Origin of the sequence: Clostridium beijerinckii, assembly GCF_008705175.1 — a bacterium.
Lineage (GTDB): Bacteria > Bacillota > Clostridia > Clostridiales > Clostridiaceae > Clostridium > Clostridium beijerinckii.
The window spans coordinates 2,077,700-2,090,627 of sequence record NZ_CP043998.1; the positions used below are offsets into that span (position 1 = coordinate 2,077,700).

General features: G+C 29.9%; 11 protein-coding genes, 1 other RNA gene and 2 riboswitches. Of the genes, 9 read left to right on the plus strand and 3 right to left on the minus strand.

Going from position 1 to position 12,928, the window contains the following annotated elements:
* Window positions 1–150 precede the first annotated feature (150 nt).
* The 5 genes from F3K33_RS09455 to F3K33_RS09475 all read left to right on the plus strand — a co-directional run bounded on the left by F3K33_RS09455 (window position 151) and on the right by F3K33_RS09475 (window position 6,231).
* Window positions 151–432 carry a SoxR reducing system RseC family protein gene (locus F3K33_RS09455; RefSeq protein WP_023975814.1) on the plus strand — a complete coding sequence of 94 codons (282 nt, stop codon included), beginning with the start codon at window positions 151–153 and terminating at the stop codon, window positions 430–432.
* A 127-nt stretch (window positions 433–559) separates the two neighbouring features.
* Window positions 560–1,960, plus strand: coding sequence for a hypothetical protein (locus tag F3K33_RS09460; protein ID WP_174775790.1), 1,401 nt, complete (start codon window positions 560–562; stop codon window positions 1,958–1,960).
* Window positions 1,961–2,296: 336 nt separating this feature from the next.
* Window positions 2,297–2,908, plus strand: coding sequence for an ECF transporter S component (locus tag F3K33_RS09465; protein ID WP_017209603.1), 612 nt, complete (start codon window positions 2,297–2,299; stop codon window positions 2,906–2,908).
* Window positions 2,909–3,155: 247 nt separating this feature from the next.
* A riboswitch (purine riboswitch) is annotated at window positions 3,156–3,260 on the plus strand.
* Between the two features lie 26 nt (window positions 3,261–3,286).
* Window positions 3,287–4,681, plus strand: coding sequence for an NAD(P)/FAD-dependent oxidoreductase (locus tag F3K33_RS09470; RefSeq protein WP_023975817.1), 1,395 nt, complete (start codon window positions 3,287–3,289; stop codon window positions 4,679–4,681).
* Window positions 4,682–5,826: 1,145 nt separating this feature from the next.
* Window positions 5,827–5,910, plus strand: a riboswitch (cyclic di-GMP riboswitch).
* Window positions 5,911–6,027: 117 nt separating this feature from the next.
* On the plus strand, window positions 6,028–6,231 hold the full coding sequence (locus F3K33_RS09475; protein ID WP_012058142.1) for a hypothetical protein: 204 nt from the start codon (window positions 6,028–6,030) through the stop codon (window positions 6,229–6,231).
* 477 nt (window positions 6,232–6,708) lie between these two features.
* Here the strand turns inward: F3K33_RS09475 and F3K33_RS09480 are convergent, their stop codons facing one another.
* Together F3K33_RS09480 and bioB are read right to left on the minus strand one after the other, a co-directional pair.
* Window positions 6,709–7,254 carry a biotin transporter BioY gene (locus F3K33_RS09480; RefSeq protein WP_023975818.1) on the minus strand — a complete coding sequence of 182 codons (546 nt, stop codon included), beginning with the start codon at window positions 7,252–7,254 and terminating at the stop codon, window positions 6,709–6,711.
* A gap of 35 nt (window positions 7,255–7,289) precedes the next feature.
* On the minus strand, window positions 7,290–8,252 hold the full coding sequence (gene bioB / locus F3K33_RS09485) for a biotin synthase BioB (RefSeq protein WP_023975819.1): 963 nt from the start codon (window positions 8,250–8,252) through the stop codon (window positions 7,290–7,292).
* 377 nt (window positions 8,253–8,629) lie between these two features.
* Here bioB and F3K33_RS09490 point away from each other — a divergent pair, with 377 nt between their 5' ends.
* Both F3K33_RS09490 and F3K33_RS09495 read left to right on the plus strand, forming a co-directional pair.
* Entirely contained in the window at window positions 8,630–9,094 is a 465-nt protein-coding gene (locus F3K33_RS09490; RefSeq protein WP_023975820.1) for a hypothetical protein, read from the plus strand.
* Between the two features lie 164 nt (window positions 9,095–9,258).
* A complete protein-coding gene (locus tag F3K33_RS09495; RefSeq protein ID WP_023975821.1) occupies window positions 9,259–9,951 on the plus strand; it encodes an SIMPL domain-containing protein in 693 nt (230 codons plus the stop codon).
* 104 nt (window positions 9,952–10,055) lie between these two features.
* Here the strand turns inward: F3K33_RS09495 and ssrS are convergent.
* A non-coding RNA gene (gene ssrS, locus F3K33_RS09500) (6S RNA) lies at window positions 10,056–10,248 on the minus strand.
* Between the two features lie 374 nt (window positions 10,249–10,622).
* Here ssrS and murQ point away from each other — a divergent pair.
* Together murQ and F3K33_RS09510 are read left to right on the plus strand one after the other, a co-directional pair.
* Window positions 10,623–11,543: an N-acetylmuramic acid 6-phosphate etherase gene (gene murQ / locus F3K33_RS09505; protein WP_207715156.1), complete on the plus strand. Its 921-nt coding sequence runs from the start codon at window positions 10,623–10,625 to the stop codon at window positions 11,541–11,543.
* Window positions 11,544–11,557: 14 nt separating this feature from the next.
* Window positions 11,558–12,919, plus strand: coding sequence for a PTS transporter subunit EIIC (locus F3K33_RS09510; RefSeq protein ID WP_039770401.1), 1,362 nt, complete (start codon window positions 11,558–11,560; stop codon window positions 12,917–12,919).
* Window positions 12,920–12,928: the final 9 nt, after the last annotated feature.

The following is a 12,928-nucleotide window of genomic DNA, read 5'->3' on the forward strand; positions in this document are numbered from 1 at the left end:
TGGTGATAATATGAAATTATAGAAGACAAGTATTGGGATTAAAATATATAATTAGAATGGGATATATTTTAATTTGAAAATATTATCATGCAGGTAAAACAAGTTAATAAACGTTTATATAAACATATTAATATGAAAGCGAGGGATTTTATGAGAGATTTAGAAAATGGCTCAAATTTAAAGACAAAAAAGAAAAATACAAGTATGATACTAGCTGCGTTCATGATTTTCATTTTGCCAATAATGCTGGTATTTATAGGAGCTTTTATAGGTGGAATAATAGGTGAAAATATGCAGGTGGCTTCTGATAGAACTTTTCAAATCGTAGGTGGAGTAATTGGCTTTTTGTTATCAGCCATAATAGTCAAAGTGTTTGATAAACATTCAAAAGCAGATGAAAAGTCAGAGAAGATTTATTGGGATGATTTATAAATAACTGATAGAAATAATAAGGAATTGCTAAATAAAAAATATTTGTTGACAATTGTTTAATATATAGTAACTAAGAATATATTTCCTACATAATTTATAAGTACAAGAACTTTTATAGGAGAAATATATGATTAACTTAGTATTAACACCGCTTCACTATATTTATCTTATTTTTATCATTATAATTATATTGGCTATGGTGAAGAAGAAAGATATCTCTCTTTTATGTATATTAGGCATTTTTATTCTGGGATTGGCCGGAACAGAATCAATTTATAAATCTGTAATGGGAGTATTTAATAGTTTTGTTTATGCAGCAAAGGAATTGATGCCAACAATTTTTATAATATCAATAATAACAGCAATGAGTAATACATTAATGGACTCTGGAATAAATGATGAGATGGTGTCTCCTTTTAGAAAAGTTATAAAAAATTATTGGATTGCTTATTGGGTAATTGGAATTTTTATGATGGTTTTATCGTGGTTTTTCTGGCCATCTCCAGCAGTTGCACTTATAGGGGCATTGTTTCTACCTATTGCTAAGAAAGCTGGACTTCCAGCTATGGGAGTAGCTATTTCAATGAATTTATTTGGACATGGTATAGCTTTATCAATCGATTATATAATTCAGGCAGCACCAAAACTTACTGCTGATGCAGCAAGTATACCAGTTTCTGAGGTTATATCTGCAAGTATTCCACTTGAACTAACAATGGGAATAGTTACAACTGTTGCTGCATTTTATTTCCTCAGAAAGGAGATTAAATCAGGAGAGATGTCTAGTGAATATGAGGAAATAGAAAGTTCAACATCAATTTCAAGTTCTTCAATGCTTATTTCTTCAAAAAAAGTAAGAAGGTTTTTAGCGTTATTAATTCTAGTATTATTTGCATTAGATATTTTTATAATGTATATTGCTAAATTACAAGGTGGTGATGCAACAGCGCTTATTGGAGGTACTGCTATATTTATCCTGAGCTTAATTTCAATACTAGCTTATAAAGAAAAATCACTAGATAAAATTACTGATAATCTTGTTAAAGGACTCCAGTTTGGTTTCAAAATATTTGGAGTTGTTATACCAATAGCTGCATTTTTTTATTTAGGTGACTCTGCATTTACAGATATATTTGGAAAGATACTTCCAGAAGGCTCAAATGGCATAGTTAATGACTTAGGTGCTGCACTTGCAAATAACGTTCCAATAAATTCAACTATTTCTGCCGGCACACTTACAGTAGTTGGCGCAATTACAGGCTTAGATGGATCAGGTTTTTCAGGAATATCTTTGGTAGGATCCATTTCGAAAATATTCTCAACTGCTTTAGGTGGTGGTGTAGCAACATTAACAGCTTTAGGACAAATTGCAGGAATATGGGTAGGTGGAGGAACCGTAATCCCATGGGCACTAATACCAGTAGCAGCGATTTGCGGTGTAGATGCATTTGAATTAGCTAAAAAAAATCTCAAACCTGTTGTTATAGGATTAATTATCACAACAATAGTAGCAATAATTATTATTTAACAAAGTTAAAATCAGGCTAAATTAAATAGCTATATCATTATTAAAATAGAAGATTACGATTAAAAGACTCCACTAATTTGTGATTTAGGGGAGTCTTATTTTTTGTATATATATTGCAAAAATAATTCTTCATAAAATTTCTAAAAACATTGCAAGGATTCTAGCCGTAATTGTGAATTGTGAAATGTGCATTGTAAATTTAAACATAATATATAATAAAAGATGCAATGTGAAATATAAATGAACCCATACAATTGCTAGAGAACTCCTATAGTGTTATAATAATCACAACATTTTCCTATGAAGATAGAATAATACAATAAGGGGGGCTATTATATGGAAAATAAGAATTCAAGAATTGTAAAAGTAATTCAGACGGGTGTCCTTGCAGCATTATGCTTTGTATCATTTACTTTTCTTTCAATAAAAATACCTGTAGGTGAAGATGCGGTTTCACTGCACATTGGGAATGCATTTTGTGTATTGGCAGCATTGCTTCTAGGAGGCTGGTATGGTGGATTATCAGGGGCTATAGGTATGACAATATCAGATCTATTAGATCCAACATATGCAATCGGAGCACCTAAAACTTTCATTTTAAAGTTATGCATTGGTTTGATAACTGGTTTAATTGCTCATAAATATGCAAAAATAGATGAAAGTAGGGATAAAAAGTATATAGCTAAATGGACTATTATTGCTGCAATTGGAGGATTAGCTTTTAATGTTGTTTTTGATCCTATAGCTGGATACTTTTATAAACAATATATTCTTGGGCAGCCGCAGCAAATGGCTGCAGTTTTGGCAAAAATAAGTGTATTTGCAACCTTTGTTAATGCAGTAGTGTCAGTAATATTAGTAAGTATTATTTATAATGCTATAAGACCCGTTTTATCAAAGTCTGGATTATTATTACCAGTTGGAGAAAGAAAATCTATAGTAAAATAATAACTTTATTTTTGTATGTAAGAAACCATTAAAATCACAATTTCTGATTTTGGTGGTTTTTACCAATTTAAAATACAATAAATTTTAATTTTTATAAGGCCATACGATCACATAGATGAGAGTTTTATTCTTTGAGTTTAGATTAATGTTCGTGTTTATAAAGGAAAAAAGAAGAAAAAAATAATTTGTTATTGATTTTTATTAATATATGAGCTAAAATTACCTAGTAATAAGAACTATTTTAAAAAAAAAGTTAATAATATTCACTTATATAAATCTGATAATAAGGGTCGGATGTTTCTACCAAGCTACCGTAAATTGCTATAGGACTATAAGTGTCTACTTAAAAATTATATTTAATGTCAAGGAGAGATAAGAATGAATTATGATGTAATAATAGTAGGTGCTGGTCCAGCAGGAATATTTACTGCGTATGAACTAAAGAAACAAAAACCTCAATCTAAAATCCTTTTAGTTGAATCAGGAAAGAGCATTGATAAGAGACATTGTCCAAAAGATAAGACTAAAAAGTGTGTATCATGCAAACCTTATTGTCATATTACTACTGGATTTTCTGGCGCAGGAGCGTTTTCAGATGGAAAGCTATCTTTAAGCTATGAAGTAGGTGGAGATCTACCTGAACTTGCAGGAGCTGATTTAATACAAGAATACATAAATTATACAGATTCAATTTATTTGGATTTTGGAGCAGATACTAAAGTTGAAGGTGTAGGAAATAATGAAGCAGTTAAAGAAATAAGAAGAAAAGCAATACAAGGTGGATTAAAGCTAGTAGATTGTCCAATAAGACACTTAGGAACTGAAAAAGCTCAAGAAATATATTTGAAGATTCAAAAACATCTATTAAATGCTGGTGTTGAAATTAAATTTGATACAACAGTTAAAAATCTTTTGATAAGAAACAATGAAGTATCTGGGGTATTAATAACAGATTCATTAACTAGAAGTAATGATGAAGAAATGTTTTCAGATAAAGTAGTTGTAGCAACAGGTAGAAAAGGTGCTGATTGGTTAAAAGACATGTGTATTGAACACAAGATAAATCATAGTGCAGGGCCAGTTGATATAGGTGTTAGAGTTGAGCTCAGAAATGAAGTAATGGAAAGTGTAAATAATGTACTTTACGAATCTAAACTTATAGGGCATCCAGCACCATTTAAAGATAAGGTTAGGACTTTTTGTCAAAATCCAGGTGGTTTTGTAAGTCAAGAGAATTATGATAATAATTTAGCAATAGTTAATGGACATTCTTATAAAGATAAGAAATCTGATAATACAAACTTAGCAATTTTAAGTTCGCATAATTTTTCAGCGCCTTTCAATGAACCAATTGAATATGGTCAGAAGGTTGCAGAACTTGTTAATATGTTGGGAAATGGAAAAATATTAGTCCAAAGATATGGAGATATATTGGATGGTAAGAGAACTTGGGAAAAGGAATTGTATGAATCAAACGTTAGACATACATTACCAGATGCAGAAGCTGGAGATTTAACATCAGCTATGCCATATAGAACTATGACAAATATTTTAAACTTCATACAAGCCATGGATACAGTAGTTCCAGGATTTGCAAGCAGAGAAACATTATTATATGGCCCAGAAATAAAATTCTACAGTAATAGAATTGATTTAGATAAAAATTTCGAAACTAATATAAAAGGCTTACATTGTTTAGGTGACTCAAGTGGATGGACTAGAGGACTTATGATGGCATCAGCCATGGGTGTGATAATGGGTAGAAAACTTTAAAAATATTGAAAATACTAAGTTGTATTAATATAAAGTATTCATAAATTCAGGGGATGATAACATCCATTAAACAGTATTCTACATAATTTTTTATGAAAATTATGGGGGATGCTGTTTTTTTTATAAAAGATATATTAATTTAAATGATGTGTTATTAGTAATAACCTAAAGTTAAGATTATAAATTGTATAAAGAAATATAGATAACCCAACTAAGACCTTAACTTATGCATATAACTCGCTGAAATGAGTAACATACTTTTGTTCCAGTTTCTAGGTAATTCTGATGGGTGATTCTAAGGCTATAAAAGTTGCACCCAAAGTGCTAGTCTCAAAGAACAAGCTTTGAACTAGCACATTTGGAACAACTTATAGCCAAAGAATCACATCCATCAAAATTACCAATGAAACATTCCACAAAAGTATATTACTCATTTCTGGTTGGAAGACATTTCATAGTCTAAGTATAGTTTATGATTATGTTATCTATATAGATATCCAATTTAAGAATTCAACTTATTAGATGAATGTATTTGCAAATTTGCTAAAACTTTAAGTTCATATCATCACTAGAAATCATAAATATATTTGTGGAGAAAACATTTGAAAATGAGCTGTTAAAGGTTCTTAGCTGTAGGTTGTTCCAATTTAGCTTGTCAAACTGAAAGGTGGAGCATGCTAAATTGGATACAACTTGCTGCTTAGAAATTTTAGCGATATTTTCATAGCTTTTCGGAACAAAATATTTATGATTTCGGTAAGTTATCACATAAGTTTAGTTTTAAATTTGGATATCTATATGAGAATTATAAAATTAATAAGGGTAACTTATTACAATACATAAATAAGTTACCCATAAACGATTTTATATAGAAGGATAAATAGTTAATAAGAAATTATCTTATTTTCTTATTATAGCTGATAATTATTACAAGATTATAACAAATATGTTAATTCAATATAAACATTATATTAAAATAAACTTAAATATGATATTTAAGGACAGTAAATAAAATTTTTTATACATTTAATAATTACCTTTAAATATGTAACAATTATTGTAAGGTAAATATTGCATTTAATGTTGATTTTTCTTATATTATTGTTATAATATATACATAGAAAGACATAAAGTAACATAAATATACAAAGATTGGGAACTGTGAAAAATTCTCTGTATTTGGGCATCTTGAGAATTTGGAGTTAATGATGCAACCCACCAATCAAAACTAATTAATTTTTTTAATTAGTTTTGATTGGTTTTTTATATTTTTGAACTAAACATAATAGAGTTAAAAGTAAATAAAATAGTTTTTTAAAGTTAATATATATGAGAGGTGATATGCTATGAAGATACATAATGAAATCATGAAAGTTATAAATGATAATTTGGAAAAGTGTTCTAAATTTGAATTTGTTGCAGAGTTAAGAGATTTAACTTTAGCAGATATGTACTATATTGAAAAGATATCGAGTATTGATAGTATAAAAGCGAAGTTCAATTATAAAATAATAAATAATACTTATATAAAGATTAATTATTCACGTTAATTAATATGTAGGAAGAGGGAAGACATGACACTAACTATTAAGATTAAATTAGGCAAAATAAAGAAAACGGAAGATGATGATAATAAAATAATTACAGACTTTTCTCATAAAGAGGTTTAATTAATAAGAATCATGGACATTAGAAATATTGTTTATGATTCTTATTTTTTTGTTATAATAATATGGTAGATTTGACGAGGAGAGTAATGGTATAAATAAAAAGGTATATGAGCTATTAGAGGAGATAAAATTACATTCAGAGAAAATTAGTGATTGGGAACAAATAACAAATATATTTGCTAATGCTATTAAAAGAAAAGGATTGAATAATGAAGAAGTTGAAGAGATAAGTGAGAGAATACTTAGAGAAGTTAGAAAAAAGTAGAAGTGAATTTGAATGATTTATAATATAAAGGACTTTCTTTAATGTTATAATTTAAAGAAAATCCTTTTTAGCGAATATATATATTTTAACTATTATAATCCAGCGCTTTTAATTCTTTTTCTAATCTGAGGCCCTATTAGTGATGCAACTACCATCTTTGCGAGGTCAGCAGGAATAAATGGAAGAACACCAATTGTTAGAGCCTTATTAAATGGTAGATGTGCAACATATGCTAGCCATACTGTTCCGAGCATGTAGGTTACTAGTGTACCTATCAGCATACCTAAAAAGCACATAAAAATTTTATTAGGAAATTTGTCAATGAATATTCCACTTATAAATGCCATAAAAGCGAATCCAATTAAATATCCACCTGTTGGCCCTGCTAATTTAGTAAATCCACCAGAGAATCCTGAAAAAACGGGCAATCCCAATGCACCTATGAGAAGATAAATAAGATAACTAATTGTTCCTTCCTTTTTTCCAATTATATATATAGTAAGGTAAATTGCCAAATTTGTTAATGTAATTGGTACTATACCAATAGGAATTGAAAATGGTGCAGATGTACATATAAAAGCACTCATTATTCCGATTATTGTTAACTGACGTGCGTTAGTTCTACGTATATTTTCCATAATTTTAAATCTCCTTTATATATTATATTTCTTTTCTATAATTCTTTTTTAATTAAAAAACCGAGTGTTTGCAACATTATTTTATCTTGGCATGTATTGTTACCTACAGTAGTCAGCATATCACCAGTTATCGTTGCATTAGCTCCAGATTGAAAAATTTCTATGCCGCCATCTTCAAAATAAGTTCTTCCGGCAGCCATACGAATATAAGCTGTTGGATTTATGTAACGAAAAATAGCAATCGTTCTTAAGATATCGTCATTAGAAATCCTCTTTAAATTTTCTAATGGAGTACCTTTGATAGGCATTAATATATTTATTGGTATAGATATAACTCCAAGTTCTGATAAGCTTATAGCCATGTCAATTCTGTCATACCAAGTTTCACCCATTCCTATAATACCACCGGAACAAACTTTTAAACCTGCATTTTGCGCTAGTTTAATTTCTTTAATCTTGTCATCATATGAATGAGTAGTACAAATATTATGAAAGTTTCTTTTAGAAGTTTCTATGTTTGCATGGTACATTGTGACTCCTGCTTCTTTTAAAAGTACAAATTGTTCTTCGCTTAAAAAACCGTGAGATGCACATAGGTTGATGGAACATTCTTTATTCATCATTTTGTATGCTTGTACAGCTTTATCAAAATCGCTCCCAACTAAAGCTCTTCCTGCTGTAACAATAGAGTATCTATGTACACCATTAGCTTCATTTTTTTTGCAGTCTTTTAAAATTACATTAGGATCTAAAAAATCATATTCTTTAATTTCTGTTTTGTGGTGGTTTGATTGAGCACAAAACTTACAGTTCTCGCTGCATTTTCCACTGCGACCATTAATAATTGTACAAAGGTCCACGCTTTCTCCGCATAGTGTTTTACGAATTTTATTAGCACCATCACAAATTTTCTTTAAATCACAAGTTAATAAAAATTCTAAATCGTCAGATCTAGTTAATCGTCTTCCGTTAATAATTTCTTCTGCTAATTTTTCCATATAATTTTACCACGCCCCAATTTATTAAATAATTTCAAGACAAGTATATAATTAATATTTAATATTGTCAACTCGATATGAAAATGTAGTTAACAATATTGGTTGTGCTTAATATATGCATATAAAACCAATGGATTAACAAAATATTTTATAAGTATATATAATATATTGCAATTAAGTTTCTATATTATGCTCTTAATTGAGCACTTGGTTTGCTAGAGATTCAAATGTTGATTTATTATTTTAATCTATATAAGAAATTGCATAGCACTAATAAAAATAAAGTTTAGTTTAATAAGAACAAATTTTAATAGAATAGAGTAATGTAATATGTAGAGTTCGAATAGATTAAAATATAGTTATGAGTAGGTGCTAGAATGACTATTGATTTTGATAAAGTTATGCTTAATATAAAACAAGGCTATTATAAATATATTGGTTCAGGTTCTGGCAGGAAAGCATTCGATTTAGGAAATGGATATGTTTTGAAGATAGCAAAAAATAAGGCTGGAATAGCACAAAATAAAGCTGAATATATCATTTCGGATAATGATCATACTAAGTTATTTGCAAAAGTTATACAAGTTTCAAGTGACTTTAGCTTACTTATAATGCAAAAAGCAAGCAAGATAAGTGATATTTTATATGTATGGAAGTATTTTAATGTATCGAATAGGGATGAATTTTTAAAAACTCAGGAATTGCAAGAAATAAAGAAAAATTATAGGCTGTTATTGGGGGATTTTTGTAGGAAAAGCAGTTGGGGAATGATTGATGGAAAGCCAGTCATCATTGATTATGGATTTACAAGAGAAGTGGTGGAAAAGCATTATTCTTTTTAGGATCTTGAATTCAGTAAAGTATATTTAAGCCTTAAATTTGAGATGAATTTAAGACTTTTTCTAACCATAAAGTATTCCAAAGATTGATGTATGTAGCTTAGAGACATTTCGAGTGATTCATCATATTATGAATTAATGATTAATTTTTTGAAGGGGAAAATGAGATGCATACTTTAGGGCAGGGCGGTATCTATAGCTTAAATGATTTTAACGATGATCAATGCTCATCTAATAAGCTAAAAGTTATAGGAAAAGGAACGGTAAGTGTAAAACCAGATTTAGCAGAAATAGTCGTTGGAGTTATAACTGAAGATTTGCAATTGGAAGTTGCGCAGGAGGAGAATGCTAAGATAACTCAAGAAGTTATAAATAGTATAAGAGCATTGGGAATACCTCTTAAGAATATACAAACCGAAAATTATAGCATACGGCCAAATTATGATTACATCAATGGAAAGCAGGTTTTTAGAGGATATGAAGTAATAAACAATTTGAAGATTTTAATTAGTAATATTAATAATGTAGGTGCAGTAATTGATACTGCAGTAAGCAATGGTGCAAATTCATTAACTGGGATTATCTTTATTGTCTCAGATGAAACAAAGTATTATTATGAAGCGTTAAGAAGAGCTCTACAAGATGCTCAAAATAAAGCACGAGTTGTAGCTGATCAACTTAAAGTAAAGTTGAATATTATACCAATTCAAATAAATGAACAAAATGAGACCACTAGTACACCACTAGTAATGACTCTTAAATCTACCAGTAATACTACCCCTATTGAAGCAGGAGAAAATATTATAAATGCAGATATAGAGGCTATATTCACATATGCGGATAATAAAAATAATTACTAAAAAGAGCAGAGATTAATTTGAGCTCTTAAACATTTATTTTAGTTTTAATTCATGAAAATAAAAAGCCAATGCTTAACATTAAGCATTGGCATAGAATGTCCTATATAATATCCAAAATACCGGTACTCTAATTTTGACCCCTATCCTTCGATAGGTGGGTGCTCTCACAGATGATTCAATCGCCTTCAAAGCCGTAAAAGGACTCATATGAAAGTACATTTCCACATCTAGATAATTGAACTCCCGTATTTTAAGTGTAGGTTCAAAATAAGAGCTTAACGAATATTCCAGAATTTATAATCAATATATAAGCCTACTTGAACAACTTAATATCATTTGTTCTTAGGCCGTGAAGATATAATAACATATTTAAATTTCTTATGCAAGAGATTTTTATGATAATTTAGGCTAATGTTTATAGATAATTTGTATTAGTATTTACACAAGGCATTTAAGCGGTTTTTATTAAGGTTGTTTAGAATTAATATAACAAAATTGTATAAAGAAATTTGTTAAGCCTAGAGGCATAGAGAACAGATGATATAATTAAATTATATTTTAGAAACAAAATAATATATTTTTTAAAATATATTGAAACAAAATTTCAAAAATGTTATGATGTATATATCAAGTGAAAACGTAGTCAAAATTAAATGTTTTATATGGAGGCGATGAATGTGGATAGTTTAAATTTAAAAAATCTAACAACTGAAAGCAGAAATGAAACTACAATAAATATAGATAAAGTATCGACTTTAGAAATGGTAAAAATCATGAATGATGAGGATAAAAAGGTAGCAAACGCTGTAGAAAAAGAGATTCCTAAAATAGCAAAAGCTATAGATATGATAGCTGAAAGAATTCATAGAGGAGGAAGATTAATTTATATAGGTGCAGGAACATCAGGAAGGCTTGGCGTATTAGATGCCTCAGAATGTCCACCAACATATGGAGTTTCAGAAGAATTGGTGCAAGGAATTATAGCTGGGGGAAAAGAAGCTATATTTAGAGCAAAAGAGGGAGCAGAGGATTCAGAAGAATTAGCAGTGGAAGATTTAAAGAGTAAAAATATAACAGAGAATGATACAATAATAGGACTAGCAGCCTCCGGAAGAACCCCTTATGTTATAGGAGGATTGAGGTATGCTGATGAAATCGGTGCGTTAACAGTTTCAGTGACTTGTAATGAAAATTCAGATGTTGCAAAGGAGGCCCATATTTCAATTGCACCAGTAGTTGGTCCGGAAGTTGTAACAGGTTCAACGAGACTAAAGTCTGGGACAGCTCAAAAGCTAGTATTAAATATGATATCAACTGGTGTCATGATTAAGCTTGGAAAAGTATATGAAAATCTAATGGTAGATTTAAGAGCTACAAATGAAAAGCTAATTGAAAGAGCTAAAGGAATAGTTTGTAAAGCAACGGGTATAAACATGGAAGAGGCAACAGAAGCACTAAATAAAACAGATTACGATGTCAAACTAGCAATATTTATGATACTTTCAAAGCTAAATAAAGATGAGGCGAGAATTAAATTGGATAAAAATAAAGGTTATATAGCTAAAGCGTTACAAGAAATAGATAATAAGTAAAGGAGAGGAGATTTATGACAAATAAAGAGATTGCTATAAAATTAGTAGAATTAGTCGGAGGCAAAGATAATGTAAAATCAGTTACTAATTGTATGACACGCTGTAGATTTGAATTAAATAACTTTTCAAAAGCTAATATAGAAGCAATTAAGAAATCAGAAGGAGTTCTTGGTATAGTTGAGACAAAAGAACAACTACAAGTTATTTATGGACCAGGAAAGGTTAATAAAGTAACTGAAGAAGTAAAGAAATTAGTATGGACAAAGGTAGTTATAGGAGAAGATGCAGTAGCTGAAACAAAGGCTAAATTGAAGGAAAAGAATGATACTAAGTTTAAGAATATTCTTAAAAAACTAGGAAATGTCTTCATTCCTTTGATTCCATTATTTGTGGCTTGTGGCCTTGTGCTTGCAATAAACAATATTGCAGGAGTGTATTTTAAAGATGCTTATACAAAAACAACAGCTGCTCAAATTATAGGGCTTATAGGAAATGGAGTATTTTCTATATTATCAGTTTTAGTTGGTGTAAATGCAGCAAAAGAATTTGGCTCACAAATGCCAATGCTCGGTGGAGTATTAGGCGGAATTCTTTCATCAGCAACTCTTGCAAACATAACTCTTTTTGGACAAAAGTTAACTCCAGGACGTGGAGGGGTTATATCAGTAATATTAGTAGTAGTGTTAGCTTGTTTCATTGAAAAAGCATGCAGAAAAGTTGTGCCAGATGTATTAGATTTGTTTGTTACTCCATTAGTTACACTTTCAGTTTCAGCATTAGTGGCACTATTTATCCTTCAACCAGTTGGAGGAGCTATTTCAGATAGTATAGGATTCTTAGTTGCAAAAACAATAGCATCAGATAATATTCTTATAGCAGTTATATCAGGTGCTGTATCAGGAGGTTTATTCTTACCACTAGTTATGACAGGAATGCATCAGGCTTTAACTCCAATACATGCAGATTTAATAGCGAATGTTGGGTATACTGTATTATTGCCTATACTAGCAACAGCAGGAATGGCACAGGTAGGAGCAACTATAGCTGTACTAAGAAAAACAAAAAATGAAAGACTAAAGAAAATTGCTAAAAATGGATTAGTACCAGGATTTTTAGGAATAGGAGAACCATTAATATATGGAATAACTTTACCACTTGGTAAACCATTTGTTGGAGCTTGTTTAGGAGCTGCAGTAGGTGGTGCAGCAATGGCTATATTTAAAGTAGGAGCAGTTGCTATGGGCGTATCAGGATTGCCTTTAGCATTGTTAATTGCAAATGGGAAAATTGGGGTGTTCTTAATAGGAGTATTGGTTTCATATGCAAGTGGATATCTATTTACTAACATTTTAGGCTTCGATGACCCAATTGAATAATTTTAAAAA